This is a genomic window from Bosea sp. RAC05 (genome assembly GCF_001713455.1).
GTDB lineage: Bacteria > Pseudomonadota > Alphaproteobacteria > Rhizobiales > Beijerinckiaceae > Allobosea.
In genome coordinates this window covers 4,074,803-4,101,529 of the sequence record NZ_CP016464.1, presented here as the reverse complement: position 1 = coordinate 4,101,529, position 26,727 = coordinate 4,074,803, and the positions used below count along the sequence as shown (strand labels likewise).

The 26,727-nt window shown below is 68.6% G+C and carries 24 protein-coding genes; 12 read left to right on the top strand and 12 right to left on the bottom strand.

The window, feature by feature from the left end:
- Window positions 1–100 precede the first annotated feature (100 nt).
- Window positions 101–1,063, top strand: a complete 963-nt coding sequence (locus tag BSY19_RS22940) for a LysR family transcriptional regulator (protein ID WP_069057330.1) — start codon at window positions 101–103, stop codon at window positions 1,061–1,063.
- A 17-nt stretch (window positions 1,064–1,080) separates the two neighbouring features.
- Here the strand turns inward: BSY19_RS22940 and BSY19_RS22935 are convergent, their stop codons facing one another.
- The 3 genes from BSY19_RS22935 to BSY19_RS22925 are packed head-to-tail and all read right to left on the bottom strand — an operon-like array spanning window position 1,081 to window position 4,237.
- A complete protein-coding gene (locus tag BSY19_RS22935; protein WP_069057329.1) occupies window positions 1,081–1,920 on the bottom strand; it encodes an HTD2 family dehydratase in 840 nt (279 codons plus the stop codon).
- A gap of 14 nt (window positions 1,921–1,934) precedes the next feature.
- Window positions 1,935–3,092 carry an acyl-CoA dehydrogenase family protein gene (locus tag BSY19_RS22930; RefSeq protein ID WP_069056176.1) on the bottom strand — a complete coding sequence of 386 codons (1,158 nt, stop codon included), beginning with the start codon at window positions 3,090–3,092 and terminating at the stop codon, window positions 1,935–1,937.
- A gap of 11 nt (window positions 3,093–3,103) precedes the next feature.
- A complete protein-coding gene (locus BSY19_RS22925; protein WP_069056175.1) occupies window positions 3,104–4,237 on the bottom strand; it encodes a CaiB/BaiF CoA transferase family protein in 1,134 nt (377 codons plus the stop codon).
- A gap of 250 nt (window positions 4,238–4,487) precedes the next feature.
- Between BSY19_RS22925 and BSY19_RS22920 the strand changes: the two genes are divergently transcribed.
- The 6 genes from BSY19_RS22920 to BSY19_RS22895 all read left to right on the top strand — a co-directional run bounded on the left by BSY19_RS22920 (window position 4,488) and on the right by BSY19_RS22895 (window position 10,922).
- Entirely contained in the window at window positions 4,488–5,792 is a 1,305-nt protein-coding gene (locus BSY19_RS22920) for an ABC transporter substrate-binding protein (RefSeq protein ID WP_083247786.1), read from the top strand.
- 202 nt (window positions 5,793–5,994) lie between these two features.
- Window positions 5,995–6,900 carry a branched-chain amino acid ABC transporter permease gene (locus tag BSY19_RS22915; protein ID WP_069056173.1) on the top strand — a complete coding sequence of 302 codons (906 nt, stop codon included), beginning with the start codon at window positions 5,995–5,997 and terminating at the stop codon, window positions 6,898–6,900.
- Complete coding sequence (locus BSY19_RS22910; RefSeq protein ID WP_069056172.1) at window positions 6,900–7,862, top strand: branched-chain amino acid ABC transporter permease; 963 nt, start codon at window positions 6,900–6,902, stop codon at window positions 7,860–7,862. Before BSY19_RS22915 ends, BSY19_RS22910 begins: the two co-directional genes overlap by 1 nt.
- Window positions 7,859–8,608 (top strand): ABC transporter ATP-binding protein, encoded by a 750-nt coding sequence (locus tag BSY19_RS22905; protein ID WP_069056171.1) that lies wholly within the window; start codon window positions 7,859–7,861, stop codon window positions 8,606–8,608. The genes BSY19_RS22910 and BSY19_RS22905 overlap by 4 nt, the downstream gene beginning before the upstream one ends.
- A gap of 2 nt (window positions 8,609–8,610) precedes the next feature.
- Window positions 8,611–9,312: an ABC transporter ATP-binding protein gene (locus tag BSY19_RS22900; RefSeq protein ID WP_069056170.1), complete on the top strand. Its 702-nt coding sequence runs from the start codon at window positions 8,611–8,613 to the stop codon at window positions 9,310–9,312.
- Window positions 9,313–9,488: 176 nt separating this feature from the next.
- Window positions 9,489–10,922 carry an aldehyde dehydrogenase family protein gene (locus BSY19_RS22895; RefSeq protein WP_069056169.1) on the top strand — a complete coding sequence of 478 codons (1,434 nt, stop codon included), beginning with the start codon at window positions 9,489–9,491 and terminating at the stop codon, window positions 10,920–10,922.
- A gap of 111 nt (window positions 10,923–11,033) precedes the next feature.
- On the opposite strand, the gene BSY19_RS22890 is transcribed toward BSY19_RS22895, so the two are convergent.
- Window positions 11,034–12,158: a zinc-dependent alcohol dehydrogenase family protein gene (locus tag BSY19_RS22890; RefSeq protein WP_069057328.1), complete on the bottom strand. Its 1,125-nt coding sequence runs from the start codon at window positions 12,156–12,158 to the stop codon at window positions 11,034–11,036.
- Window positions 12,159–12,395: 237 nt separating this feature from the next.
- On the opposite strand from BSY19_RS22890, the gene BSY19_RS22885 reads away from it, so the two are divergent.
- A complete protein-coding gene (locus BSY19_RS22885) occupies window positions 12,396–13,142 on the top strand; it encodes a glucose 1-dehydrogenase (RefSeq protein WP_069056168.1) in 747 nt (248 codons plus the stop codon).
- A gap of 39 nt (window positions 13,143–13,181) precedes the next feature.
- Here the strand turns inward: BSY19_RS22885 and BSY19_RS22880 are convergent, their stop codons facing one another.
- From BSY19_RS22880 to BSY19_RS22865, 4 genes are all read right to left on the bottom strand, one after another.
- Window positions 13,182–14,483, bottom strand: a complete 1,302-nt coding sequence (locus BSY19_RS22880) for an NAD(P)/FAD-dependent oxidoreductase (protein ID WP_069056167.1) — start codon at window positions 14,481–14,483, stop codon at window positions 13,182–13,184.
- A 12-nt stretch (window positions 14,484–14,495) separates the two neighbouring features.
- Window positions 14,496–15,227 carry an amino acid ABC transporter ATP-binding protein gene (locus BSY19_RS22875; RefSeq protein WP_069057327.1) on the bottom strand — a complete coding sequence of 244 codons (732 nt, stop codon included), beginning with the start codon at window positions 15,225–15,227 and terminating at the stop codon, window positions 14,496–14,498.
- 26 nt (window positions 15,228–15,253) lie between these two features.
- Window positions 15,254–15,916, bottom strand: a complete 663-nt coding sequence (locus BSY19_RS22870) for an amino acid ABC transporter permease (RefSeq protein WP_069056166.1) — start codon at window positions 15,914–15,916, stop codon at window positions 15,254–15,256.
- 197 nt (window positions 15,917–16,113) lie between these two features.
- Window positions 16,114–16,869 carry an ABC transporter substrate-binding protein gene (locus BSY19_RS22865; RefSeq protein ID WP_236840431.1) on the bottom strand — a complete coding sequence of 252 codons (756 nt, stop codon included), beginning with the start codon at window positions 16,867–16,869 and terminating at the stop codon, window positions 16,114–16,116.
- Window positions 16,870–17,002: 133 nt separating this feature from the next.
- Between BSY19_RS22865 and BSY19_RS22860 the strand changes: the two genes are divergently transcribed.
- Window positions 17,003–17,593 carry a helix-turn-helix domain-containing protein gene (locus BSY19_RS22860; protein ID WP_069056165.1) on the top strand — a complete coding sequence of 197 codons (591 nt, stop codon included), beginning with the start codon at window positions 17,003–17,005 and terminating at the stop codon, window positions 17,591–17,593.
- 104 nt (window positions 17,594–17,697) lie between these two features.
- Here BSY19_RS22860 and BSY19_RS22855 read toward each other — a convergent pair whose 3' ends face one another.
- From BSY19_RS22855 to pdxR, 4 genes are all read right to left on the bottom strand, one after another.
- On the bottom strand, window positions 17,698–18,531 hold the full coding sequence (locus tag BSY19_RS22855) for a universal stress protein (protein WP_069056164.1): 834 nt from the start codon (window positions 18,529–18,531) through the stop codon (window positions 17,698–17,700).
- A gap of 484 nt (window positions 18,532–19,015) precedes the next feature.
- Window positions 19,016–19,369 (bottom strand): RidA family protein, encoded by a 354-nt coding sequence (locus tag BSY19_RS22850; RefSeq protein WP_069056163.1) that lies wholly within the window; start codon window positions 19,367–19,369, stop codon window positions 19,016–19,018.
- A gap of 83 nt (window positions 19,370–19,452) precedes the next feature.
- Complete coding sequence (locus tag BSY19_RS22845; RefSeq protein WP_069056162.1) at window positions 19,453–21,063, bottom strand: GMC family oxidoreductase; 1,611 nt, start codon at window positions 21,061–21,063, stop codon at window positions 19,453–19,455.
- A 111-nt stretch (window positions 21,064–21,174) separates the two neighbouring features.
- Window positions 21,175–22,659 (bottom strand): MocR-like pyridoxine biosynthesis transcription factor PdxR, encoded by a 1,485-nt coding sequence (gene pdxR, locus BSY19_RS22840; RefSeq protein ID WP_069056161.1) that lies wholly within the window; start codon window positions 22,657–22,659, stop codon window positions 21,175–21,177.
- Window positions 22,660–22,803: 144 nt separating this feature from the next.
- Between pdxR and BSY19_RS22835 the strand changes: the two genes are divergently transcribed.
- The 3 genes from BSY19_RS22835 to BSY19_RS22825 are packed head-to-tail and all read left to right on the top strand — an operon-like array spanning window position 22,804 to window position 26,722.
- Window positions 22,804–23,910 carry a mandelate racemase/muconate lactonizing enzyme family protein gene (locus BSY19_RS22835; RefSeq protein ID WP_069056160.1) on the top strand — a complete coding sequence of 369 codons (1,107 nt, stop codon included), beginning with the start codon at window positions 22,804–22,806 and terminating at the stop codon, window positions 23,908–23,910.
- Entirely contained in the window at window positions 23,907–25,400 is a 1,494-nt protein-coding gene (locus tag BSY19_RS22830) for an aldehyde dehydrogenase family protein (protein ID WP_171905193.1), read from the top strand. Before BSY19_RS22835 ends, BSY19_RS22830 begins: the two co-directional genes overlap by 4 nt.
- Window positions 25,401–25,423: 23 nt before the next feature.
- Window positions 25,424–26,722, top strand: coding sequence for an NAD(P)/FAD-dependent oxidoreductase (locus BSY19_RS22825; RefSeq protein WP_069056159.1), 1,299 nt, complete (start codon window positions 25,424–25,426; stop codon window positions 26,720–26,722).
- Window positions 26,723–26,727: the final 5 nt, after the last annotated feature.

Here is a 26,727-nt window from a genome sequence, read left to right as displayed (position 1 = left end):
GCAAAGCTGGCGGGCGCGCGGGGCGTCGCTGGTCACGGCCGCCCTGCGCCGTTATGCAGGCATGCGGCTCGCCGCAGGCCTCAAGGAGACCAAATCGGCCATGGATCTACGGCAGCTCCGGTATTTCGCGGCCATCGTCGAGCAGGGCTCCTTCTCCAAGGCGGCCACCAAGCTGCGCGTGGCGCAGCCGGCGCTGAGCCAGCATCTGCGGCATATGGAGGATGAGCTCGGCGTCGCGCTGCTGCATCGCGGCACGCGCGGGGTGCTGCCGACGGAAGCCGGCGAGCGCCTGCTGGCCCGCGCCCATATCATCCTCGCCGAATTCGGGGCGCTGCGCGAGGCGGTGCGCGGCGAGGCCGAACTGCCGGGCGGCGAGGTCCGCATCGGCCTGCCGGGCACGGTGAGCGAGCAGTTCAGTGTGCCGCTGATCCAGGCGGCGCGCGAACGCTATCCGGCGATCCGCATCCGAATCGCCGAGGCGATGAGCGGCTTCGTGCTCGACTGGCTGCGCCGCGGCGAGGTCGATCTCGCGATGATCTACTCGACCTCCGATCCGAAGGGGCTTGGCATCCACCATGTCCTGACCGAGGAGCTCTGCCTGTTCTGCGCCCCCGGCGCAGCGGGTGCGCCGGCGCCGGCGGGGCAGGCTGTCGCGATGGCCGATGCGGCGGCGCTCGACCTGATCCTGCCCGGCATCGGGCACGGCCTGCGCGACCAGATCGACGAGGCAGCGGCCTCGGCGGGGACAACCATCCAGCCGGCGATCGAGATCGAATCCTACAGCCAGATCAAGCGGCTGGTGGAGCAGGGCTTCGGCTACAGCATCCTGCCGCGGATGGCGGTGGCGGCGCAGGAGAAGGCCGGGCTGTTCCGGACCTGGCCGCTGGAGCGCCCGACGCTCTACCGCAAGGTCTATCTCGCCTATTCGACCGAGCGGCCGATGCCGGCGGCAGCGCGCGCCATCGGGCAATTGTCCTGGGAGATCCTGCGCGGCCTCGTCACCGACGAGACCTGGACGGCGACGCTGGGCCAGGATGGCGGACCGCCGACGCTGTACGGGTGAGACCAGGCGCGCGCCGGTTATAACGGACGCGCCGTTCCTTCCATCCGCAGGCGCCCATCGGCGCCTTCGGTCCAGGTCCGGAGGCTGCCGTCGGCGTTGCGCCGGGCTTTGACGGCAAAGCGGCCGCCGGCGATCAGCGGGCTCAGGCCGCGATAGTCGAGCGCCAGCGTCGTCGTCCCCGCCAGGGTCGCGGCGATGTTGAGCATCAGCGTCGCCTGGATCGGACCATGGACGACGAGCCCGGCATAGCCTTCCTCGGCCGTCGCATAGGGCTGGTCGTAATGGATGCGGTGGCCGTTGAAGGTCAGGGCCGAGTAGCGGAAGAGCAGGGTCGGGCTGGCCTCGACCTCCCAGACGAGATCGGCCGGCTCCGGCGCGGCGTTGGCGGCGGGCGCTGCGGCCGGCAGGCTCGAGGCCTCGCGGTAGACGATGTCGTGGCGCTCGCGCAGGGCGAGACCGCGCGGGGTCGAGACCTCGTGATGGACGGCGACGAAGCAGAGCGCGCCGGTGCGGCCCTCCTTGGCGGTAACGTCGCCGATGGTCGAGCGGCGCGCCACGAGATCGCCCTCGCGCAGCGGTGCCAGCGCCTCGAGGCGCCCGCCCGCCCACATCCGGCGCGGCAGCGGAACCGGCGGCAGGAAATCGCCCTTCGCCGGATGACCATCGGGGCCGAGCGCGCTCATCGGCGCGATCTGGGGGGCGAGGCACCAGTGCAGCGCCAAGGGCGCTTCGCCCTGCGGGCCGTGCGCGAGATGGGGCGCGAAGGTGGCCGCGAAGCTCTCGACCAGGCGCGGCGTGACGAGGTCCGAGGCTTCCTCCGTGCGGCCAATCCAGCCGCGGAGATGGTCGGTGTCCATCGATGCGAGCGCCTTCAATACGACCGCGGCATGCCCAGCACATGCTCCGCGAGATAGGAGAGGATCAGATTGGTCGAGATCGGGGCTACCTGGTAGAGCCGCGTCTCCCTGAACTTGCGCTCGATGTCGTATTCCTCGGCGAAGCCGAAGCCGCCATGGGTCTGGATGCAGGCATTGGCCGCCTCGAAGGAGGCGTCCGCCGCGAGCATCTTGGCCATGTTCGCCTCCGCGCCGGCATTCTCGCCGGCCTCGTAGAGCCGCACGGCCTCCCGCACCATCAGCTCGGCGGCGCGCATATTGGCGTAGGCCCGCGCGATCGGAAACTGGATGCCCTGGTTCTGGCCGATCGGCCGGCCGAAGACCTGGCGCTCCTTGGCGTAGGCCGAGGCCTTCTCGATGAACCATTTGGCGTCGCCGACGCATTCGGCGGCGATCAGGATGCGCTCGGCGTTCATCCCCGAGAGGATGTAGCGGAAGCCCTTGCCCTCCTCGCCGACGAGGTTGTCAGCGGGGATGCGGACATTGTCGAAGAAGACCTCGGTGGTGGCGTGGTTCATCATCGTCCGGATCGGCCGGATGGTGAGCCCGCCTTTGAGCGCCTCGCGCATGTCGAGCAGGAAGACCGAGAGGCCGTCGGTGCGCTTGGCGACCTGCTCGCGCGGCGTGGTGCGCGCCAGCAGCAGCATCAGGTCCGACTGCGCGGCGCGGCTCGTCCAGATCTTCTGGCCATTGACGACGTAGTGGTCGCCCTCGCGACGTGCTGTGGTCCGGAGCGCGGTGGTGTCGGTGCCGCTGGTCGGCTCGGTGACGCCGAAGGCCTGCAGACGCAGTTCGCCCGAGGCGACACGCGGCAGCCAGGCCTGCTTCTGCGCCTCCGAGCCGTGGCGCAGCACCGTGCCCATCACATACATCTGGGCATGGCAGGCGCCGCCATTGCAGCCCTGGCGCTGGATCTCCTCCATGATGACGCTCGCCGCCGACAGCGTCAGGCCGGCGCCGCCATAGGCCTCGGGGATCAGCGCCGAGAGGAAGCCGCTTTCGGTGAGCGCCGCGACGAACGCGGTCGGATAGGCCATCTCGCGGTCGAGCTTTCGCCAGTACTCGCCGGGGAAGCCGGCGCAGAGGCGGGCGACGGCGTCGCGGATCTCGGCATGGTCGGATGGGTGCTGCATGGTTGCTGTCTTCAAGGGCCCGGAGAGCGGCCGAATTCCGCCCGCAACGCCTCGTCATGCTGGCCGAGCGCCGGCACGGGGCGCATCGTGACGCGCTGCCCGTCGACGATGGCGGGCGGGGCGAGGACCTCGACCGGGCCAGACGGCGTGGGCGTGGCCAGGGCGGTCGCGGCGGGGTGCGTGATCAGATCGCCGACGCTGGAGACGGTGCCATAGGCGATGGCGTAGCGATCGAGCGCGGCGGTGACCTCGGCGAAGGACCGCGTGGCGAGCAGGGCCTGCACCTCGTGATCCACCGTCTCGCGTTGCCGCACCCGCAGGACATTGGTGGCGAAGCGGGCGTCCTCGGCGAGTGCCGCGCTGCCCAGGACCTCGCGGGCGAGGATCTGCCATTCGCGCTCGCTCTGGATCGAGATCAGCACATCGCCATCCGCCGTGGAGAAGACCCCATAGGGAGCGATGGAGGGGTGGGCGAGCCCCAGTCGCGGCGGCTCGATGCCGCCATAACGCCGCGTCAGATAGGGCACGTTCATCAGGTCGCCGAGCGTGTCGAACAGCGAGAGCTGGATCGCTGAGCCCTCGCCGGTCTTCGCGCGACGCAGCAGCGCTTCCAGGATCGCGGCATAGGCCGCCTGGCCGGTGGCGATGTCGGCGATCGAGACGCCGATACGGGACGGCCCCGAGGCCTGCGTGCCGGTGATGGCGGCCAGACCCGATTCCGCCTGGACCAAGAGGTCATAGGCCTTGCGGGTGTGGTGCGGCGTGCCCGGCGCGTAGCCCGAGACATCGCAGGTGATCAGCCGGGGATAGCGCGCGCGCAGTTCAGCTGCGCCCAGGCCGAGCCGGCCGGTGGCACCCGGCGCAAGGTTCTGGATGAAGATGTCGGCCTGCGCCAGCATGGCCTCGACCATGGCGCGGTCGTCGGCCTGCTTGAGATCGACACGGCAGGATTCCTTGCCGCGGTTGAGCCAGACGAAATAGGAGGACAGGCCTTTCGCATAATCGTCATAGCCGCGGGCGAAGTCGCCCTCGGCGCGCTCCAGCTTGATGACGCGCGCGCCGGCATCGGCGAGCTTGCAGGTCGCGGTCGGCACGGCCACCGCCTGCTCCAGCGCCACCACCAGAATTCCTTCGAGCGCATTCATCGTCGTTCCGGCGAGCCGCTGTCCCATCCACCACCGCAGACGGGCCGTCGAAGCCGAACCTAAGTCAAATAGGGTTTTGCGATGAGGGCCATAGCGAAATCCTCGCTGTGCCGCGATCTCCATAGATAATCCCTATGGCCCTCATCGTTTTATCCTACTTGTCCTGCCGGATCGCCCATGCACCCCTCTGCGCTCCAGGCAGCGTGCCACCCAAGAGCGCGCTCCAGAAACCATTCAGGGAGAGGTCACGATGGGCACCAAGAGATCAGCTGCAGCCGCATTTGCCCTGGGAGCGCTGATGGCGCTGCCGGCGCTGGCGCAGGACAAGCCGAAGGAACTCGTCGTGGGAATCGCGACCTTCCTGTCGGGACCCGCTTCGGTCTTCGGCGTGCCCGGCCGCAATGCCGCCGACCTGTTCTTCGAGGAACTCAACGCCAAGGGCGGTATCCTCGGCGTGCCGGTGAAGCCTGTCTATGTCGATGAGGGCGCGGGCACCAACCAGCTGATTTCGGAGTATCGCCGCGTCGTCCAGGACCAGGGCGCGCAGGTGATGTTCGGTGCGATCTCGTCGGGCTCCTGCAACGCGCTCGCCCCCGTCGCCGAGGACCTCAAGGTCGTCAACGTGATGTGGGACTGCGGCACGCAGACTATCTTCGAGGAAGGCAAGTGGAAGTATTCGGTCCGCACCCAGGGCCATGCCGGCGCCGAGATGATGGCGACGCTGCTCTACCTGATGAAGGTCAAGCCGGACTTCAAGACGATCGCGGTGGTCAACCAGGACTATGCCTGGGGGCGTGAGTCCTGGGCGCTGTTCCAGGCCGGGCTGAAGGCTCTGAAGCCGGATGTCAGGATCGTCGCCGAGCTGTTCCCGAAATTCGGCGCGCCCGATTTCTCGACCGAGATCACGCGCCTCTCGGCGCTGCGGCCCGACGTCGTGCTCTCGACCTCCTGGGGCGGCGATCTCGACACCTTCGTCCAGCAGGCCGCCGCGCGCGGGCTCCTGAAGCAGTCGACCTTCGTGCTGCCGCTCGCCGAAAGCTCGATGGAGCGCCTCGGTGCCGTGATGCCGGAGGGTGTGATCGTCGGCGGCCGCGGCGACCATTACTTCCTGCATCCCAAGCACAAGAACTCGGCCGAGATGCAGAACTTCGTGAAGAAGTACCGCGAGAAGACCAATGTCTATCCGATCTATCCGACCTTCCACATGAACCAGGCCGTCACCGGGCTCGCCAAGGCCTATGAGAAGGCCGGGGCGGCCAATGGCGGCAAGTGGCCGACCAAGGAGCAGGTCATCGCCGCCTTCGAGGGGCTGGAGTTCAAGTCGCTGACCGGGACGATCACCATCCGCTCGGACCATCAGGGGCTCGAGGACCAGCTGCTCGGCACCACCAAGCGCGTGCCGGAGTACCCCTTCGCCGTCTACGACAAGATGGCGCTCTATCCCGGAAAGCTGGTGACCACGCCGGTCGGCGAGAAGTCACTCGACTGGTTCGCCAAGGTCAAGCCGGATCTGGTCAACGACAAGTCGATCGAGACCTTCGACTATTCGAAGTAGGGCGCGGGAGTCTCCTGTCCTCACCCCTCCCCCTCTTGGGGAGGGGAAGGGGTGGGGGGCGGAAAGCCCCGAACAATCGAAGTCCGCAGTAAGCGGCGGCGGTGCTGCCGTTCCGTCTCGTTACGCAACCGCTCGCCGAGCGGGACGCCCCCCAACCCTAACCCCTCCCCCCCAGGGGGAGGGGACAGGTCGCGGAAACCCAATGCCTCCTGAAATGCTCTTCCTCGCCGCGCTCGACGGCCTCGCCTATGGCTCGCTGCTGTTCCTGGTGGCGGTCGGGCTGTCGCTGATCTTCGGCGTGCTCGGCGTGCTCAACGTCGCGCATGGCTCGTTCTACGCGATCGGCGCCTATGTCGCGGCGAGCGCCGTGCTGGCGGCGGCCGGGATGGGCCTGCCGACCTGGCTCGCCTTCCCGCTGTTCCTGATCTCGGCCATCCTCGTCGGCGTCGTCGTCGGCGGGCTGGTCGAGGCGCTGCTGCTGCGGCGCATCTACGGCAAGGAGGAGGTGCTGCAGCTGCTGGTCACCTTCGCCGTCTTCATGATCCTGGAGGATGCGCAGAAGGTCGTCTTCGGCACGCAGCCGCTCTTCGCCAATGCGCCGATGAACTGGCTCGGCACAGTCGAGGTCTTCGGCATCTTCTACACGCGCTACCAGCTCATCCTGATCCCGCTGGTGGCGCTGGCCGTGCTGGTCGGCCTGCGGCTGTTCCTGCGCCGGACCGCCTTCGGGCGCGCTATCGTCGCCGTGACGCAGGACCGCGAGGCGGCGATGGCGATGGGCATCAACGCGACGCGGATCTATCTCTTCACCTTCATGATCGGCGCCTCGCTGGCGGCGCTGGGCGGGGCGCTCTCCTCGGCGACGACCTCGCTGACGCCGGGCATCGGCTCGGGGATGATCGTGCTCTCCTTCGCGGTGGCGGCCACGGCCGGGCTGGGGCGGATCGAGGGCGCTGCGGTCGCGGCGCTGATGATCGGGCTGGGGCGCTCGGCGGCGGTCTATTTCGCGCCGGAGTTCGATGTGCTGATCCCCTATCTGATCATGGTCGCGGTGCTGCTGATCAAGCCGGAAGGCCTGTTCACCACGCTGCAGACGAGGAAAGTCTGATGGCGCGCCAATACCTCATCGGCGCGGCGCTGCTGATCGCGCTCATCGTCTTTCCGCTGATCTCGCCCTGGGCGACGGTCATCCTCACCGTCGCGCTGTGCGAGGGGCTGGCGGCGCTCGGCATCCTCGTCCTGCTGCGGGCGGGCCAAGTCTCCTTCGGCCACGGGCTGTTCTTCGCCTTCTCGGCCTATGTCGTCGCCTTCATGGCGGCGGCGAAGCTCGGCCACGAGGTTTTGCTGCTGGTGCCGATCGCGACCGCGGCCTCGGGGCTCGTCGCGGCGGTCGTCGGGCTCTTCATCGTGCGCTACCGCGCGATCTTCTTCGGCATGCTCAACCTCGCCATCTCGATGGTGTTCTTCTCGCTGCTCGAGAAGCTGTTCTCGGTGACCGGCGGCGCCGACGGCAAGCGCGTGCCGCGGCCGACGCTGGCGGGCATGACGCTCGATCGCGAAACCTTCGAGTTCTGGATGTTCTACATCACCCTGGCGCTGGCGGTGGTCGCGGCGCTCGGTGTGGCGCGCTACCTCGTCTCGCCCGGCGGCAAGGCGCTGGAGGCGATCAAGTCCAACGAGACGCGGCTGGAATATCTCGGCGTCTCCAGCCGCAAGGTGCTCTACGGCGCCTATCTGCTCTCGGGGCTGCTGGCGGGACTCGGGGGCGCGATCATCGCGCTGGTCTCGGGCCATGTCACGCCGGAGCTGGCCTATTGGGTTCGCTCGGGCGAGTTCGTCTTCATCGCGATCCTGGGTGGCGTCGGCGGCGTGGCGGGGCCCTTCCTCGGCGCGCTGATGTTCCAGATCATCCGCGGCTATGCGGCCGTGCATGCGCCGGAGACCTGGCATGCGGTGCTGGGCGTGATGCTGCTCGTCATCATCTTCTTCGCGCCGAGCGGGCTCTACGGGCTGATCGCCGGCCGCAAGCGCGCGGCCGCACCCGGCGCCGGCGGGGAGGGCGGCCGATGAGCGAGATCATCCTCGAGGCGCGCGATCTCGAACTGCGCTTCGGCGGCGTGCTGGCGGCCAATGGCGCCTCGCTGAGCGTGCGGGCCAACGAGCGCATCGCCATCATCGGCCCCAACGGCGCCGGCAAGACCACCTTCATCAACCTCTGCACCGGCTATCTGAAGCCGCAGTCGGGCCGCGTGATCTTCGCGGGGCAGGATGTGACGGGCCTGTCGCCGCGCACGATCACGCGGCGCGGCATCGGCCGTTCCTTCCAGATCCCGCAGCTCTTCACCGACAACACGGTGATGGAGAACCTGCTGCTGGCGCTGAGCGCACGCGAGGGCACCTGGTCGCCCTTCCTGCGTCTCGACCGCCATCCCAAGCGCGAGGAGATGGTCGCGCTGCTTGACAGCGTCGGCCTGCGCGACACCGCCGAGCGCTTGGTGCGGGAACTGCCCGAAGGCATGCGCAAGCTGATCGACATCGCGGTGGCGCTGGCGCTCGACCCGAAGCTGATCTTCATGGACGAGCCGACCTCGGGCGTCTCCAGCTCCGAGAAATTCCAGGTGATGGACACGCTGACGCGCGCGCTCGACGCCCGCGCCACGACTGCGATCTTCGTCGAGCACGACATGGACGTGGTCGCGCGCTACGCCAGCCGCGTCGCGGTCTGGTCGGGCGGGCGCATCGCACTGGAAGGCACGCCCGACGAGATTCTCAATCATCCCGAGGTCCGCGAAACCGTGATCGGGGTGGGAGTCTAGCCATGCTGGAGATCAGGGGACTGTCGGCCGTCATCGAGGGCGTGCAGGTGCTGCGCAAGGTCGATTTCGCGCTGGACGAGGGTGCAACCGTGGCGCTGATCGGGCGCAACGGCGCCGGCAAGACCAGCCTGCTGCGCGCCATCATGGGCTTCATGACGGTGACCGAGGGCACGATCGCCTTTGACGGCCGGCCGATCCTGACGGTCCCGCCGCATGAGCGGCCGCGGCTCGGCATCGGCTACGCGCCGGAGGACCGGCGGCTGTTCTCGAGCTTCTCGATCGAGGAGAACATCCGCCTGCCGGCCGAGGTGATGAAGGTGCCGGGCGCCGAGATCGCCAGGCGGCTGGAGGGGATTTATCAGGTGCTGCCGGAGCTGGCCGAACTGCGCCACCGCGCGGCCGCGGGACTTTCCGGCGGTCAGGGCAAGATGGCGGCGCTGGCCCGGGCGCTGATGGTGGGGCAGCGCGTCATCCTGCTCGACGAACCCTTCCAGGGTCTCGCCCCGGTGCTGGCGCAGCGCTACGCGACCGCCCTGCGCGCGCTGCGCGACAGCCATCCCGAGATCGCGTTGCTCATCACCGAATCCAACCCCAGTCTGCTGCGCAGCTTCGCCGAGCGCGCCTATGCGATCGAGCGCGGCGAGGTCACGGAGGTGGCCGGCGGCCTGGCGGCGAGTTCGCTCGAAGCAGCGGGGCTGCATTAGGTCGCGGACGGAACACACACCGTCATTCTGGACAAGCCGCGCAAGCGGCGCAGTTTCGGAATCCATCGGGGGGCTCCGGAGCCTTCCGATGGATCCCGGGACTTCGCCGCGCGGAGCCCCGGATGACGATGCGATTGTTGAGATCAGGCACTCGTTGTCGAGTTAGGAGACACCCCATGACCCAGCACTTCATCAACGGCCGCCACGTGGCCGGTCGCAGCGGCGAGACCATGGCCGTGCTGGCGCCCGCCACGGGCGAGGAGTTCACCCGCATCGCCTGCGGCACGGCGGAGGATATCGACGACGCCGTGAAGGCGGCGCGTGCCGCCTATGAGGGCGCCTGGGGCAGGCTGACGGCAGCCGAGCGCGGCCGGCTGATCGCCAAGCTCGGTCTCAAGGTGCTCGACAATTTCGACGAACTCGCCCGCACCGAGGCGCAGGACACCGGCAAGCCGATGGCGCAGGCCCGGGCCGATATCGAGGCGACCGCCCGCTATTTCGAGTTCTATGGCGGCGCGGCCGACAAGGTGCATGGGCATATCGTGCCCTTCCTCAACGGCTACAGCGTGAACGTCATCCATGAGCCCCATGGCGTCACCGGGCATATCCTGCCCTGGAACTACCCGGCGCAGATGTTCGGGCGGTCGCTGACGGCGGCGCTCGCGATGGGCAACGCCGTGGTGCTAAAGCCGGCCGAAGAGGCCTGTCAGACGGCGCTGCGGCTGGCGGTTCTGGCCTCCGAGGTCGGTTTCCCCGATGGCGCGATCAACATCGTTACCGGCCGCGGGCACGAGGCGGGCGCGGCGCTCTCGGCCCATCACGGCGTCGATTTCATGTCCTTCACCGGCTCGCCCGAGGTCGGCAAGATGGTGCAGCACGCCTGCGCCGAGCATCTGATCCCCTGCACGCTCGAGCTCGGCGGTAAGTCGCCCCAGATCGTCTTCGACGATGCCGACTTCGACGCCGCCGTGCCGATCGTCTGCAAGGCGATCGTGCAGAACACCGGGCAGACCTGCTCGGCCGGCTCGCGCGTGCTGGTGCAGGAGCGCGTCTATGACGACTTCATGGGCGCGGTCGCCAAGGAGTTCACCAAGCTGCGCGCCGGCACGCCGGAGATGGACCTCGATTGCGGCCCGGTGATCAACGCCAAGCAGCGTGGCCGCGTGCAGAGCTTCATCGACCAGGCGCGCGAGGCCGGCATCCCCGTGATCGCCGAGGGCCAGATCGCGCAGGGCGTGCCGAATGGCGGTTTCTACGTGACGCCGACGCTGTTCGGGAAGGTGCCGCGCGGCAACCGGCTGGAGCAGGAGGAGGTCTTCGGCCCGGTGCTCGCCGCCTTCCCCTTCAGCGACGAGGCGGATGCGATCAAGCTCGCCAACTCGACCGAATACGGCCTCGTCGCGGCGGTCTGGACCAAGGATGGCGGGCGCCAGCAGCGCGTCGCCAAGAAGGTCCGCGCCGGCCAGGTCTTCATCAACGGCTATGGCGCCGGCGGCGGCATCGAGCTGCCTTTCGGGGGCACCGGCAAATCCGGCCATGGCCGCGAGAAGGGTTTCGCCGCGCTGGAGGAGTTCGCGGTGACCAAGACGATCGTGCACAAGCACGGGTGAGGGGGCAGGGCGCGTCATGCTCGGGCTCGACCCGAGCATCTCATGCCCAAGCATCTCTTGCCAGAGATTCTCGGGTCGAAGCGTCGCTCCGCCCGAGAATGACGCTCTCTCTCACATCATGATGATGTGACGGATCGTGCGGCCTTCATTCAAGGCGTCGAAGCCCTCGTTGATGCCGTCGAGCCCGCTCTGGCTGGTCATCAGCCTGTCGACCGGCAGCTTGCCGCGCTGGTAGAGGTCGACGAAGCGGGGGATGTCGCGCATCGGAATGCAGGAGCCCACATAGGAGCCCTTCAGCGTGCGCTCCTCGCCGACGAGGCGCACGGGCGCTAGCGACAGGGTGTGGGCGGGGTTGGCGAGGCCCGCGGTCGTGGTCGTGCCGCCACGCCGCGTGATCTGGTAGGCGAGGTCGAGCGCCTTGACCGAGCCCGCCATCTCCAGCCCGTGATCGACGCCGCCCTTGGTCGCGGCGCGGATTGCCTCGATGACGCCGGGGTCACCCGCGTTGAAGGTATCGGTCGCGCCGAGATCGCGCGCGATGGCGAGCTTCTCCTCGGACAGATCGACGGCGATGACGCGGGACGCGCCGCAGGCGGCCGCGCCCAGCAGTGCGCTCAGGCCGACGCCGCCGAGGCCGACCACGGCCACTGTTTCGCCGGCCCGGACCTTGGCCGTGTTCACGGCAGCGCCGACGCCGGTCAGCACCGCGCAGCCGAAGAGCGCGGCGATCTCATGGGGAATGTCGGCCTCGAGCTTCACCAGCGAGTGGCGCGAGATCACGGCGTATTCGGCGAAGGCGGACACGCCGACATGGTGATGCACCGGCTTGCCATGGGCCGAGAGCCGGCGGCCACCGCCGATCAGTTCGCCGATGCCGTTGGCGGCATTGCCGGGCTCGCAGAGCGCCGGGCGGCCCTCGCTGCAGGGCGAGCAATGGCCGCAGGAGGGCACGAAGACCATGATGACGCGGTCGCCCTTCTTCAGATCCTGGACGCCGGGGCCGGGCTCGACGACCTCGCCTGCCGCCTCATGGCCGAGCACCATCGGCACGGGGCGCGGCCGGTTGCCGTCGATCACCGAGAGATCGGAATGGCAGAGACCGGCGGCACGGACCCGAACCAGCACCTCGCCTGGCCCCGGCGGGGCGAGCTCGATCTCCTCGATCGAGAGCGGCCGGCTCTGCGCGTAAGGGGCGGAGACGGGGCTGGCGTGCAGGACGGCGGCGCGGCATTTCATGAAGGCGTTCCTCGGCAGGCTTGTGTCGTTGCCGCCATCGGGCCGCAAATGGCGGGGCCTGTCAAAGATCGTTTCGCGATCCCCGGCATAAGCGGGTGGCATGCGGGCGGCCGCGCGCGCGGCCATAGCATTTCCGTCTGAGCGGGATCGCCAAATCGCATTGGTCGCGGGCATCGGGCCCGGCCAAAGATGGCGTTCCCAAAAACATGGCATTCCCAGGAAGACCGAGGACAGATCATGAGACTGAAGGGCAAGACGGCGCTGGTCACCGGCGCGGCGCAGGGGTTCGGCTTCGGCATCGCCGAGACCTTCGTGCGCGAGGGCGCGCGGGTGGCGCTGCTGGACCTCAACGGCGACAAGGCCAAGGAAGCGGCGCAGGCGATCGGCCGCCGGGCCTTCGCCGTGACCTGCGACGTCGGCAAGGGCAAGAGCGTCGAGAAGGCCGTGGCGCGCGTCATCGCCAAGGTCGGCCGGCTCGACATTGTCGTCAACAATGCCGGCATCAGCCACCGCAACCAGCCCATGCTCGACGTCAGCGAGGAGGAGTTCGACCGCGTCTTCGACGTCAACGTCAAGTCGATCTATCTGATGGCGAAGGCGACGGTGCCGCATTTCCGCGAGCATGGCGGCGGCGTGATCCTCAACATCGGTTCGACGGCGGGCGTCCGGCCCCGGCCGGGCCTGACCTGGTACAACGGCTCGAAGGGGGCGGCCAACCTGCTGTCGAAGTCGATGGCGGTGGAGCTGGCGCCGGACCGGATCCGCGTCAACGCGATCGCGCCCGTGGCGGGCGAGACGCCGCTGCTGGCGACCTTCATGGGCGAGGACACGCCGGAAAAGCGCAAGGCCTTCACCGCGACGATTCCGTGGGGCCGGTTCTCGACGCCGCAGGACATCGCCAATGCCGCGCTGTTCCTGTGCTCGGACGAATCCGAGATGGTGACCGGCAGCGTGCTGGCGGTGGATGGCGGGCGCTGCGTCTGAGCGATCCGTGCCGGTGGCGGGGAGGCCCGCCGCCGGCCCTCAGGCCGCCTTGTCCTTCATGCCGCCATCGGTGAGGCGGTACCAGGCGATGATCGCCGAGACGTAGAGCTCGTTCAGCGCGTGCAGCGGCAGCGGCGTGATCGGCACGACCGGGAAGGGCAGGTGGCCCTTGTCGCCGGTGGCGATATAGCCCGCCATCGCCTTGCCCATGGCGCTCTGCAGCCCGACGCCGCGACCCATGCAGCCGATGTCGACGAGCAGGCCGGGCTCCGGCTCGTGCAGATGCGGAAGGAAATCGCGCGTCAGTGCCACCCGGCCGCACCAGCGGAAGTCGAAGGGCACGCCCTTCGCTTGCGGATACATCTTGCCGACGACGCGCTCGAGATGGGCCCAGTCGGACGTGTCCCTCGGCTCGCGGAAGGGGCCGCGGCCGCCCATCAGCAGCCGGTTCTGATGGTCCTTGCGGAAGTAGAGCAGCAGCTGGCGGGTGTCCGAGACGACCTGGCCCTCGGGCAGGATCGTGCCGGCGACATTGTCGGACAGCGGCTGCGTCGCGACGATGAAGGAATTCGGCCGGATCACGGTCTGGCGCAGCTTCGGGATCAGGTCGCCGGTGTAGCCATTGGTGGCGACGACGACGCGCGGGGCCGTCACCGTTGCGCCTTGGGCGGTCCGCACGGTCCAGTTCGCGCCGTTGCGGGCGAGCGAGACGACCTTGCTCTGGCCGTGGATGGCGGCGCCGGCGGCGAGTGCAGCCTTCGCCAGGCCGCGGGCATAGGCCAGCGGCTGCACGCCGCCGGCGCGCCGGTCGACCCAGCCGGCGAGATAGCGATCCGTCCCGAGCAGGCGGGCAGCGGCGTCCTGGTCGAGGAACTGCGCGTCGACGCCGCGTGCCTGCCACTCGGCGGACCGGCGCTTGACCGTCTCGACCATGGCCGGCGTATGCGCGCCCTGAATCCAGCCGGCGCGCTTGTGCGGCACGTCCATGCCGTGCTTCGCGATCAGGTCGAAGACGAGATCGGCGGTGGATCCAACGAAGCCGATCAGGGCCTCGCCCGCGACGGGGCCGAACTTGGCGAGGATTTCGCTCGGATCATATTTGATGCCGGGGATGACCTGCCCGCCATTGCGGCCCGACCCACCCCAGCCGGGCTCATGGCTCTCGAGCACCACGACCGAGACGCCGGCCTCCGCCAGATGCAGCGCTGTCGACAGTCCGGCGAAGCCCGCGCCGATCACGCAGACATCGGCGCTGACGTCCTGCGCGAGCGGCGGTGTCGGCGCGGCGGCTGGCGCGGTCGCAAACCAGAGCGAGGGGGCGAGCGGGAAGGGTTCGGCCACGGGGCTTGCTCCTCAGATCGGACGCAGCACGCGGCGCAGGAAATCCTGCGTGCGCGGATGGGTCGGCGCGCTCAACACCTCGCGCGAGGGGCCCTGCTCGACGATGACGCCGCCGTCGAGGAAGAGCACGCGGTCGGCGACCTCGCGGGCGAAGCCCATCTCATGGGTGACGACGAGCATGGTCATGCCCTCTTCGGCCAGGCTCTTCATCACCTGCAGGACCTCGCCGACGAGTTCGGGGTCGAGCGCCGAGGTTGGTTCGTCGAACAGGATCGCCTTGGGCTGCATGCACAGCGCGCGCGCGATGGCGACGCGCTGCATCTGTCCGCCCGAGAGCTGGCCGGGATAGGCATCCATCTTGTTGCCCAGCCCGACACGATCGAGCAGTTCGCGTCCGCGCGCCATCGCCTGGGCCACCGGCTCCTTCTTCACGAAGATCGGTCCCTCGACGACATTCTCCAGCGCCGTGCGGTGCGGGAACAGGTTGAAGCGCTGGAACACCATCGCCATCGCGGTGCGGATGCCGACGATCGAGGGCTTGTCGCGCTCGACGCGCTCGCCGTCGATCGTGATCGCGCCGCCATCATAGGATTCGAGCCCGTTGATGCAGCGCAGGATCGTCGACTTGCCGGAGCCGGACGGTCCGATCAGGCAGACGACCTCGCCCCTGGCGACGCTCGCCGTGATGCCCTTCAGCACCGGAAACGAGCCGAAGCTCTTGGTGACGCCGGTGATCTCGATCATCGGCGCGCCCGCGACCACATGCCCGGTCATCGCCTGGCCCCCTTGCCGAAGCGGCGTTCGAGCCAGCTCACCAGCCCCATCAGCGGCAGGCACATCGCCAGGTAGAGCAGGGCGACCAGCGTGTAGACGGTCATGTTCTTGAAGGTGGAGGAGGCGATCAGCGTGCCCTGCAGCGTCAGCTCCGCCACCGTGATGGTCGAGGCCTGCGAGGAATCCTTCAGCATCATCACCATGATGTTGCCGTAGGGCGGCAGCACGAGGCGGATCGCCTGCGGCAGGATCACCCGACGCATGGTCAGGCCCCAGCCCATGCCGATCGACTGCGCGGCCTCGATCTGGCCGTGGTCGATCGCCTCGATGCCGGCGCGGAAGTTCTCGGATTGATAGGCCGAATAGGCGATGCCGAGCCCGATGATCGCCGCCTGCAGCGCCGAAAGCGCAATGCCGAACTCCGGCAGCACGAAGTAGATGTAGAACAGCTGCACCAGGATCGGGATGCCGCGCAGCGTGTTGACGACGATCTTGGCGGTGGTCGCCAGCCAGCCGATGCCGGAGACGCGCATCAGCGCCCAGACCAGGCCGAGCACGGTCGAGAGCGCGAGCGAGCCCAGCGCGACGATGATCGTGAATTTCACGCCCTGCAGCAGCAGCGGCAGGAACTGGGTGGCGTCGCGCAGGAAGGTTTGCATGCGGTTCTGGCGGTGAATTCTGGCGATCGACTATGCGTTGGAGGCGCAAAGGCCCCAGGCCGTCATCCCGGACGCAGCGAAGCGGAGCTCCGGGATCCATCGTCGGGCGCAGAGCCTCGTGGTGGATCCCGGATCAGCGCCGCTGCGCGGCTTGTCCGGGATGACGGTGTGGTTCGCGCGGGAGAACCCGACCGGGCTCAGGCGAGGCCCCACTTGGCCAGGATCTTGTCGACCGTGCCGTCGGCCTTGAGCTTGGCGAGGCCGACATTGATCTTCTTCAGCAGCTCGCCGTCGGTCTTGCGCACGCCGATGCCGACCGAGCCGGAGATGACCGGCTTGTAGCTCTTGACGATGCGCACGCGCGGGAACTGTCCCTGCGAGAGATTGTAGGCGATGATCGGCAGGTCGAAGACGGCGGCCTGGACGCGGGCGGCGTTCACGTCGGCGAGGATGTCCGGCAGTGTCTTGTAGAGCTTCACCTCCGAGAACAGGCCGGAGGTCTGCAGCTTGTCGACATAGGCCGTGCCGATCTGCACGCCGATCGTCTTGCCCTTCAGTTCCTCCAGCGTGACGTAGTCCTTCGTGTCGGTGGCGGGCACGATCAGGCCCTCGCCATAGGTGTAGATCGGGTCGGAGAAGTCGATCACCTCCTTGCGGACCGGGGTGATGTACATCGCGGCGGCGACGATATCGACCTTGTTGCCGGTCAGGGACGGGATCAGCGTCGAGAACTGCATGCCCTCGACCTCGACCTTGAAGTCGGAGACGGCGGCGATCGCCTTGATCAGGTCGACCATCACGCCTTCGATGGTGTTGGTCTTGGTGTCGAGGAAGGTGAAGGGGCTGCCCGTCGGCGTCGAGCCGACCTTCAGCACCGCCTGCGCCCAGGCCGGGCTCAGCCCGCCGGCAAGCGCGCTGCCTGCCAGCATCGACAGAAAGGTCCGACGTTCCATGGCCATATCCTCTGAAAGTGCGCCTGCGTGACGCGGTCGCAGGAATTTCACCTGCGTGAAGATACGAGCATAGGACAAACTTGTCGGCAAGCGATTTCACGTGCATGAAATAGCGGCGACGAATGGAGCGTTCATGAGCAGCCCTGCCGCCACGCCGTCCCGGCCGGAAGTCGATTCGGAGATCGGGGCCGGCCTGCGCCGCCTGCGCCGCGAGCGCCGCCTCTCGCTGGTCGATCTGGCGGGCCGGACCAATCTCTCGATCGGGTTCCTCAGCCAGATCGAGCGCGGCAAATCCTCGCCGACGCTGCGGGCGCTCGCCAGCATGGCGGATGCGCTGGGCGTCGGCATCGGCGATCTCTTTCCCAAGACCGGGGAGGGGGCTTCCTCCCAGACTGCGACGATCGTGCGTGCGGGCGGGCGCAGCGAGCTCCAGCTCTGGCGCTCCGGCATCCGCAAGCAGCTCCTGACCCCGCATAGCGAGGGCGCCAAGCTCAGCCTCTATCTGGTCGAGATGGAGCCGGGCGCCAGCACCGGCGACGAACTCTACACCCATGGCGGCGAGGAAGCCGGGCTGGTGATGAGCGGCGCGATGAACCTCAGCATCGAGCAGGAGAGCTGGACGCTGCAGGAGGGCGACAGCTTCCGCTTCCTGTCCTCGCGGCCGCACCGCTTCGCCAATGCGGCTTCGGGCGAGACACGGGTTCTCTGGGTGAACTGCCTCTGAGGCGTGCCGGCTGGTGCCGGAAGCCAGGAGGGCTGCGGTCTGCCCCATGGGGGACGCCGTGCCAGATGGCTCCGGCCTTTGCGGCCTCCCCCCGGGGCCGCGCGTCAATGGGCGAGCAGGACCGGCAGGCGCAGGTCGACGAGGACGCTCTTGGTCGCACCACCGAGGACAAAATCCCGCAGGCGGGAATGGCCGAAGCCACCCATGGCGAGCATCTGCGCACCTGCTGCGAGGGCGGCCTCCTGCAAAGCCACGGCAATCGTTCTGGCACCGAGCGTGGTGTTGTTCGCCGTGGCGTTCACACCGCGCGCCTGCAGGGACGATGTCAGTGTGCCTGCGATATCGGCGCCGTGCAGCGTCTTCTCGTCGGTAACCGTCAGGACCGTGACGCGCCCGCCCGGGGCCAGCAGGGTCAGCGCATCCCCCAAGGCGCGCGCGGCGACGCGGCTGCCATCCCAGGCGATCGCGAGGTGATCGAGGCTCGCCAGCCTCGCCGAAGCCGGCACCAGAACCGCCGGGCGGCCCGAGCCGAAGATCACCCCCTGCGCGACGTCCTGTGCCCCGTAGGCTTCGGTGGCCCAGGGCAGCACGGACAGGTCGAAATAGCGTGCCTGTGCGGCTGCCGCATCGGGCTCCGCCCCCAACGCCACCTTCCGGGTTTTGAAACTCAATTCGATTTTCGCGCGGCAGGCCGCTTCGACGAGGTTCCTCAGACGCTCGCATTCGGCGTTGCTCTGCTCTTCCGCGGCGCGAACCAGCCCGGGAATATCGAGGAGCGCTCCGCCCAGCGGTGCGTAGACCGGCGGCAGGTCGACGGTGAAGGCCCCGACATGCAGGTTGCAGCGCAGCGCTGCTGCCAAGCCGGTCGCGGCGAGAATGGCCTCGTCGGCGATCACCTTGCCATAGGTCCCAAGAGGCATGTAGGCCGTTCGCGCCATCGTCTACGCTCCCCGTCATTGTGCAGCGGCGATCGGGCCTATCCCGTCGGCCGGGATGAGGCGGCCCCGTTTCCGAGAACGCCGCCCCTTTGCGACACGTAAGCGGTCGCCGGATCCGGTCCGTCTCGCGGCTTGTGGCCTTTTGCTCATCCAAGCGGATTCTGGCTCGCGATAAACCGCTCCGCCTTGCGTTTGATCAATTGGAACGCGCCGCAGTTTGACTATCGCGTCCGAAGATCGCCCTGATCAGGACGCAGATCGATGCCTGCTCCGCCCATGAAGCCGGCGCGATGTGCGGAGGGAGGCGGTCCGGTGCGGCCATGAGGCCCTGCGACCGGCCGCGCATCTGACCAGTATGGGATAATGCCGACCCGCCGCGCTGGCGGGAGATCCGTTGGTAGCGAGAGAGGGGCCATACTGCCCCCCTCACAGGTCCGCCCTCGATCCAATCCAGTTTCGGTTTTCTGGCCGATGAGCCGCCAGTCTAGGCGCTGGCGGCCAGCGCCTGGACCTGGATCTCGACGAGGATGTTCTCGGCGGCGAGGCGCGACTCGACGGTGGCCCGCGCCGGGGGCTGCGACGGGTCGACCCAGGCTTCCCAGGCTGCGTTCATCTCGGCGAAGGTCGAAATGTCCTTGAGCCAGATATTGGCGACGACGATGCGGGTCTTGTCGGTTCCGGCGAGCGCCAGATAGCCGTCGATCTGCGCGAGGATGTCGGCGGTCTGCTCCTTGACGCCGCCGCTGCGGTCCTTGGCGGTCAGGCCCGAGAGAAAGGCGAACCCGTTGGCGACGAGCACCTTGCTCAACCGTCCGGTGACTTCGTGGCGCGTGATCATGGTGTCTCCTCGGGTAAAAAGCGGGGGTGGCGAAGGTCCCGGGCCTGTGTCAGCGATCCCAGCAGCAATGGCAATGCGCAGTTTCAGCGAGCGAGCATGAGGTCGGCCGCGCGCTCGCCCACCATCATCGCCGGCGCATTGGTGTTGCCCGAGGGAATCGTCGGGAAGATCGAGGCATCGGCGACGCGCAGGCCTTCCAGTCCGTGCACCCGCAGTCGGGGATCGACCACGGAGTCGGCGGGGTCGGGACCCATGCGGCAGGTTCCGCAGGGGTGGAAGACCGAATAGGCCTGCTGGCGGATCGACTGGAGCAGGGCCGCATCGTCGCTGCAGTGCGGGCCGGGCTTGATCTCGCTCTCGATCAGGGCGGCAAAGGTTGGCGTCGCTGCCAGCCGGCGCAGGAAGCGGGCTCCGGCGAGGATGTCGACGACGTCGCGCGGGTCGGACAGATAGTTCGGCGCGATCTCGGGTGCGACGCGGGGGTCGGGAGAGCGGATCGCGACATGGCCGCGGCTGTGGGGCCGGCAGGGGGAGACGCTGGTGCTGAAGCCGGGAAAGGGATCGGGCTTCATCAGCGCCCGCACGCCGGGCAGCGCCCGCTCGTAGCTCAGCGGCGAGAAATAGAGCTGCATGTCGGGCCGCTCCAGATCGAGCCGCGTTTTCAGATAGCCGCCGCCCTGGTTGACGCTGAGCGAGAGCGGGCCGCGCCGGTGCAGGAGATAGGTCAGCGCCATCCGGATGCGGCCGGGCCAGGACAGGAGATCGTCGTTCAGGCTCGGACGCCGCGACCGGTAGACATGGTCGTAGCAGAGATGATCCTGCAGATGCCGGCCGACCGCCGGCAACGCCTGAACGGTTGTGATGCCATGCCGGGCCAGCGCGTCCGGCGCGCCGATGCCCGAGAGTTGCAGCAGTTGGGGCGAATTGATCGCGCCTGCTGCGACGACGATCTCACTCTGGGCCCGGTAGCTCACGCGCTCCGCGCCGCGCCAGCCCTCGACCGCCACGGCGCGCGTCCCCTCGAACAGGATGCGCGAGACGAGGATGCCGGTTTCGACCTTGACGCGCCCGCTCCGGCGGGCCGGGTGCAGATAGGCGCGGGCCGCGGATTCGCGCAGGCCGCCGCGTGCGGTGATCTGGTAGATGCCGGCGCCCTCGCAGGTCTCGCCGTTCAGATCCGGATTGAAGGGCAGTCCGGCTTCCTGGGCCGCCTGGACGAACAGCGGCGTCAGGGGATGCACGGCTTTCGAGATGTCTTCCACATGCAGCGGGCCGCCGGCGCCATGCCAGGCCGAGGCGCCAAGCGCGTGGTCCTCCATGCGCCGGTAGGTGGCGAGCACGTCGCGCCAGCCCCAGCCGGGATTGCCCATGCGCTCCCAGCCGTCGAAATCCTCGGCCTGGCCGCGCATGTAGACCATCGCGTTGATCGCCGAGGAGCCGCCGACCACCTTCCCGCGTGGCTGGTAGATTTCCCGCTCGGCCAGGCCGGGCTGGCGTTCCGTCCGGTACATCCAGTTGAGGCGCGGGTGGTAGAAGGTCTTGCCGTAGCCGATCGGCAGGTGGAGCCAGGGGTTCAGGTCGCGCGGGCCGGCCTCCAGCACGAGGATGCGGTCGCGCCCGGACAAAGCCAGACGCCCGGCCAGCGCACAACCGGCCGAACCGGCGCCGATGACGATGACGTCCCACTCCTCCAAGGCGAACTCCCTGCCGGCTTCGATCGTTTGCGGCGTACAGGCTGTAGGTTGAATTGGGCTCGTCACGAAGGGCCGTTCTGTGCGGCTCACCAGTCCAATTTCTGTCGCGGTTCAGCGCGCCGCGAGATCGCCGATCGCCTGTCGCAGGCCCAGGACACCGGCCAGGATCTGCGCGGGCGTGAAGCCGCTGAAGCCGAGGACGAGCCCGTCGCGCGCGACCGGCTCCAGGCCGAAGCGGCTGATCGGCGCGACCGTGATGCCCCGTTCCGCGGCGGCTCGGGTCAACGCGACGGCGTCGAGCCCCTCGCGCAGATAGGCGATGGTGTGCATGCCGGTATGGGTCGGGACGACGTCGAGATCTCCGGCCAGATGGGTCGCTGCCGCCTCCAGCAGCGCCTGGTGGCGCTCCTGGTAAAGCTTGCGCATGCGCCGGACATGGGTGGCGAAATGGCCCTCGACGATGAAGTCGGCGACGATGCCCTGCAGCGCGGTCGGCACGCCCGGTGAATAGGCGTCGAGGCAAATGCCGATCTGCCCGGCGAGTTGCGGCGGCGCGACCAGGAAGCCCAGGCGCAGCGACGGGAACAATGTCTTCGAGAAGGTGCCGACATAGATCACCCGACCGGTGAGGTCGATGCTGGTCAGCGTCGCCATCGGTGCGCCCTGGAAGCAGAATTCGCCGTCCCAATCGTCCTCGATGATCCAGGCCGCGCTCGCCTGGGCCGCTTCGAGCAAAGCGAGGCGACGTTCGAGACTCATCTTGGCGCCGAGCGGCTGCTGATGGGCGGGGGTGACGAAGGCGAGCTTGAAGTCCGGCGCGCGGCGCAGGCCTTCCTCGACGACGAGACCGGCCTCGTCGACCGGCACCGGCACGATGTCGGCCCCCGACAGGATCAGGCTGTTGCGGGCGCCGATGGCGCCGGGATTTTCGAACCAGACCTTGTCGCCGGGGTTGATCAGCGTCGCCGCGAGGAGCTGGAAGGCCTGCTGGGCGCCTGCGACGATGAAGATCTGCTGCCATTCACAGGCGATGCCCCGGTTGAGGCGCAGATGGGCTGCGATCGCCTGCCGCAGCACCGCCTCGCCATGAGGATCGGGATAGCCCAGCACCTGCTGGCGCGCCCTGCGCCAGTGCCGGCCGGACAGCTTGGCCCATTGCGCCATCGGGAAGGCATCGAAGGCGGGCATCGCCGTGGTGAAGGCGCGCGGCTGGTGCGGCAGGCGCGCGCCGAACAGCTTCGAGGCGGAGTCCATTGCCTGAGCCAGCCGCACCTTCGCGGTCGGCACGGCCACCGCGGCGGCGGCCGGCGCCGGCCGCTCGCTCGCCAGCGCCTGGCTGACATAGGTGCCGGCGCCGACGCGCGTCTCGACCAGCCCCTCGGCCGCGAGACGGTCGAAGCTCTCGACGATCGTGGTGCGGGCGACGCCGAACTCCTGCGCCAGCGTGCGCGTCGCCGGCAGGCGCTCGCCGACCTTGAGCGCGCCGCTCAGGATCAACTCGCGCAGGCCCACGCAGATCTGCACGCTCAGCCCGTGCGGCCCATCGCGATCCAGCACGATCGACTGCAGCAGGACGCCCTCCTCGCGCTTGACCATGATGTCTCCGATGCGCGCGCCCTGAGGATTGGACTGCTGCTTTGATCAGAATGGACCTTGGGTTCAGACCAATTCAAGCCCCCTCTCCGGACATGCCGGAGGCCGCAATCGCGCGGCGTCGCAGCGTCAGCATTGGCAGTGGCTATGAAGATCACGCGGCTCGAAAGCTTCACCACGGTGGATGTCGGCTTCGTCCGCGTGACCTGCGAGGATGGCAGCCAGGGCTGGGGGCAGCTCTCCCCCTACAATGCCGACATCACCGCCACCGTCTTCCACCGCCAGGTCGCGCGCTGGGCGATCGGCGAGGATGCCCTGGCTATCGACGAGCTCGTCGCCACCATCGGCGAGCGCGAACACAAGTTCCCAGGCTCCTATCTCTGCCGCGCCCTGACCGGGCTCGACACGGCCGTGTGGGACTGGCGCGGGCGCAAGGAGCGCAAAAGCGTCTGCGAACTGCTCGGTGGCACGCCGCGGCCGTTCCCGGTCTACGCCTCCAGCATGAAGCGCGGCGAGATCACGCCGGAGGCGGAAGCGCAGCGTCTCGTCCGCCTGCGCGACGCCCATGGCTTCAAGACCTTCAAGTTCCGGGTCGGGCGCGAATGCGGCCGCGACCGGGACGAGTGGCCGGGCCGCACCGACGCCATCGTCCCGCAGGTGCGCGCGGCGCTGGGGGCGGATGCGACCCTGCTGGTCGATGCCAACAGCGGCTATTCGCCGGCCAGGGCGATCGCGGTCGGCCGCATGCTGCAGGACCATGGCGTCGTGCATTTCGAGGAGCCCTGCCCCTACTGGGAGCATGCCTGGACGCGCGAGGTGCGCGAGGCGCTCGATCTCGACGTGACCGGGGGCGAGCAGGATTGCGACCTCGCGGTGTGGCGGGCGATGATCGAGGGCCGCGTCGTCGACGTGGTGCAACCCGACATCTGCTATATCGGCGGTGTCGGGCGCATGCTGACCGTGGCGCGCTGGGCGGCCGCTGCCGGGCTGCCGGTGACGCCGCATTCGGCAAACCAGTCGCTGGTGACGGTGTTCACGCTGCATGTCATGGGCGCGCTCGCCAATGCCGGGCCCTATGTCGAGTTCTCGATCGAGGGGCCCGACTATTACCCGTGGGAGCAGGGCCTGCTGCGCAACCCGCCCAAGGCCAAGGACGGCATGGTCGCGATTCCCTCAGAACCCGGCTGGGGCGTCGAGATCGAGCCCTCCTGGCTCGAGCGGGCCACCTACCAGGTGACGGAGGTGGCTTCGTGAGCTTCGACCGGGCGGAACTGGTCGAAGAGGCGCGGCGGAGCGGCACGGTGGCGGGGCTGCCGTTCGGGCATTTCATCGACGGGCGCTTCGTGGCGTCGATCTCGGGCGCGAAGATGGAGAGCTTCGATCCCGGCCGCGGCGTGCCGTTTGCGACCGTCGCTGCCGGTTCTGCCGAGGATGTCTCGCGGGCGGTGGTGGCGGCGCGGGCAGCCTTGTCGGGGCCCTGGTCCCGCCTGACACCGGCGGCGCGGGGCGAGATCCTGATGCGAGCGAGCCATCTCCTGCACGAGAGGGCTGCGCGCTTCGCCGTCGTCGAGACGCTCGATTCCGGCAAGTTGCTGGCCGAGTCCGAGGGCGATGTCGGAGGCGTCGTCCGCTGCCTCGCCTATTACGCCGGGGCCGCCGACAAGCTGCAGGGCGACAGCGTGCCGCTCGGGCCGGACTATCTCGGCGTGACGATCGAGGAGCCGGTCGGCGTGGTCGCGCAGATTGTCCCCTGGAACTATCCGCTCTCGACCGCGGCCCGCGGCATCGCGCCGGCGCTGGCCGCCGGCTGCACGCTCGTCGTCAAGCCGGCCGAGCAGACGCCGTTCACCACGCTGATGCTGGCGGAGCTGCTGCACGAGGCTGGGTTGCCGGCGGGCGTTCTCAACGTCGTCGCCGGCACCGGCGCCGAGGCTGGCGCCGCGCTCGTCGCCCATTCCGGCATCGACCACATCACCTTCACCGGCTCGGTCGCGACCGGCCAGAGCGTCATGCGGGCGGCGGCCGAGCACGTCACGCGTTTGCAACTCGAACTCGGAGGCAAGTCGCCGGTCGTGCTGATGGCCGATTGCGAGATCGAGGCGGCCGTCGAGGGCGTGATCGGCGCGATCTACGAGAATGCCGGCCAGATCTGCTCGGCCGGCTCCCGGCTGATCGTGGAGAAAGCGATCGCGCAGGAGGTGCTCGATCGGCTCGCCGCGCGCGTCGAGGCCATGGCGCTCGGGCACGGCCTGAGCGAGGCGCAGATCGGGCCGATCAACTCGCCTCAGCAGCTCGCCCGCATCGACGCTCATGTCGCGCGGGCGCGCGCCGCCGGCAACCGTATCCTGACCGGCGGCGGCATCGTTCCGGACGCCGAGTGCGGCGGGGGCTGGTTCTACCGGCCGACCATCATCCTCGCTGATGGCCTCGACGATCCGCTGGTTCAGGAGGAGATCTTCGGGCCGGTGCTGGCCGTGCAGATCGTCCAGGGGCTGGACGAGGCGATCGCGGCCGCGAACGCGACGCCCTACGCCCTCGTCGCCGGCATCTACACACGCGACCACGGCTCAGCCTGGCGCTTCGCCCGGGCGGTCGATGCGGGCCAGGTCTACATCAACGAGTTCTTCGCCGGCGGCGTCGCCATGCCCTTCGGCGGCAACCGTAAATCCGGTTTCGGCCGGGCCAAGGGCATGGCGGGCTTGCGCAGCTACTGCAAGCTCAAGAGTGTGGTGGCACGGCTCTGATCGGGCCGGGAGGACACGACGGCATGTCGAGCGATTTGTTCAGCGCCGATTTCAAGGCGGCGCCCTATTGGTGGGATGGCGTGCCGCGCCCCGATCTGCCGGCGTCGGACCCGCCACAGCAGGTCGATGTCGTCATCATCGGCTCGGGCTACACCGGTCTCCAGGCGGCACTGCAGATTGCGCGCGGCGGCCGCAGCACGGTGGTGCTCGACGCCGAGGCTGCCGGCTTCGGCTGCAGCACGCGCAATGGCGGCCAGATCTCGACCAGCATCAAGCCGGGCCTTGCGGAACTGACCCGCCGCCATGGCGAGGCCAAGGCGGTCGCGATCCACCAGGAGGGCCGGCGCTCGCTGACATGGCTCGGCGAATTCGTTCGCGAAGAGGGCATCGATTGCGATTTCGGCGTGGTCGGGCGGTTTCACGCCGCCCATTCGCCGGGGCAATACGAGGAACTGGCGCGTACCGTCGCCAACCAGCCAAAGGGTCTCGAGGTCGCCTGCCACATCGTGCCGCGGGCCGAGCAGCACAGCGAGATCGGCTCGGACCTCTATCATGGCGGCGCGATCTTCGCCGAGCACGCCTCGATCGACCCGGCGCGCTACCATCAGGGGCTGCTGGAGCGCGTCCTGGCCGCGGGGGCGCAGCTGGTGCCGTTCTGCCCGGCAACCGCCATTGCGCGCACGGGTCAGGGCTTTCGGGTCGAGACGCCGCGCGGGACCATCGCCGCGCGCGACGTCGTCATCGCCACCAACGGCTATACCGGCCCGCTCACCGGCTGGATGCGCCGCCGCGTCATCCCGATCGGCAGCTATGTGATCGCGACCGAGGCGCTCGACCCGGCGCTCGTGGACAGGCTCATTCCACGCAACCGCATCGTCAGCGACACCCGCAAGGTCGTCTACTACTACCGCGCCTCGCCGGACCGGCGCCGCATCCTGTTCGGCGGGCGTGTCTCGCTGAGCGAGACCGATCCGCGCCGCAGCGGGCCGAAACTCCATGCCGACCTTGCCGGGATCTTTCCCGAACTGGCCAGGACCCGCATCAGCCATTCCTGGTGCGGCTTCGTCGCCTACACCTTCGACGAGCTGGCGCATATCGGCCGCCATGACGGGATGTACTACGCGATGGGCTATTGCGGCTCGGGGGTGGGCATGGCGAGCTATCTCGGCATGCGGCTGGGCCAGCAGGTGCTCGGCCTGGCCGAGGGCGCGACCGCCTTCGACGATCTGCCGTTCCAGACCAGGCCATTCTACAGCGGCAACCCCTGGTTCCTGGCGCCATCCGTGCTGTTCTACCGCTGGCGCGACCGGCTGACGCGCTGATCGGG

Coding starts and splice junctions, on each gene's coding strand:
- BSY19_RS22940 (WP_069057330.1), top strand. CDS start 101: ATGGATCTACGGCAGCTCCGGTATTTCGCGGCCATCGTCGAGCAGGGC.
- BSY19_RS22935 (WP_069057329.1), bottom strand. CDS start 1,920: ATGGACACCGACCATCTCCGCGGCTGGATTGGCCGCACGGAGGAAGCC.
- BSY19_RS22930 (WP_069056176.1), bottom strand. CDS start 3,092: ATGCAGCACCCATCCGACCATGCCGAGATCCGCGACGCCGTCGCCCGC.
- BSY19_RS22925 (WP_069056175.1), bottom strand. CDS start 4,237: ATGAATGCGCTCGAAGGAATTCTGGTGGTGGCGCTGGAGCAGGCGGTG.
- BSY19_RS22920 (WP_083247786.1), top strand. CDS start 4,488: ATGGGCACCAAGAGATCAGCTGCAGCCGCATTTGCCCTGGGAGCGCTG.
- BSY19_RS22915 (WP_069056173.1), top strand. CDS start 5,995: ATGCCTCCTGAAATGCTCTTCCTCGCCGCGCTCGACGGCCTCGCCTAT.
- BSY19_RS22910 (WP_069056172.1), top strand. CDS start 6,900: ATGGCGCGCCAATACCTCATCGGCGCGGCGCTGCTGATCGCGCTCATC.
- BSY19_RS22905 (WP_069056171.1), top strand. CDS start 7,859: ATGAGCGAGATCATCCTCGAGGCGCGCGATCTCGAACTGCGCTTCGGC.
- BSY19_RS22900 (WP_069056170.1), top strand. CDS start 8,611: ATGCTGGAGATCAGGGGACTGTCGGCCGTCATCGAGGGCGTGCAGGTG.
- BSY19_RS22895 (WP_069056169.1), top strand. CDS start 9,489: ATGACCCAGCACTTCATCAACGGCCGCCACGTGGCCGGTCGCAGCGGC.
- BSY19_RS22890 (WP_069057328.1), bottom strand. CDS start 12,158: ATGAAATGCCGCGCCGCCGTCCTGCACGCCAGCCCCGTCTCCGCCCCT.
- BSY19_RS22885 (WP_069056168.1), top strand. CDS start 12,396: ATGAGACTGAAGGGCAAGACGGCGCTGGTCACCGGCGCGGCGCAGGGG.
- BSY19_RS22875 (WP_069057327.1), bottom strand. CDS start 15,227: ATGATCGAGATCACCGGCGTCACCAAGAGCTTCGGCTCGTTTCCGGTG.
- BSY19_RS22870 (WP_069056166.1), bottom strand. CDS start 15,916: ATGCAAACCTTCCTGCGCGACGCCACCCAGTTCCTGCCGCTGCTGCTG.
- BSY19_RS22865 (WP_236840431.1), bottom strand. CDS start 16,869: ATGGAACGTCGGACCTTTCTGTCGATGCTGGCAGGCAGCGCGCTTGCC.
- BSY19_RS22860 (WP_069056165.1), top strand. CDS start 17,003: ATGAGCAGCCCTGCCGCCACGCCGTCCCGGCCGGAAGTCGATTCGGAG.
- BSY19_RS22855 (WP_069056164.1), bottom strand. CDS start 18,531: ATGGCGCGAACGGCCTACATGCCTCTTGGGACCTATGGCAAGGTGATC.
- BSY19_RS22850 (WP_069056163.1), bottom strand. CDS start 19,369: ATGATCACGCGCCACGAAGTCACCGGACGGTTGAGCAAGGTGCTCGTC.
- pdxR (WP_069056161.1), bottom strand. CDS start 22,659: ATGGTCAAGCGCGAGGAGGGCGTCCTGCTGCAGTCGATCGTGCTGGAT.
- BSY19_RS22835 (WP_069056160.1), top strand. CDS start 22,804: ATGAAGATCACGCGGCTCGAAAGCTTCACCACGGTGGATGTCGGCTTC.
- BSY19_RS22825 (WP_069056159.1), top strand. CDS start 25,424: ATGTCGAGCGATTTGTTCAGCGCCGATTTCAAGGCGGCGCCCTATTGG.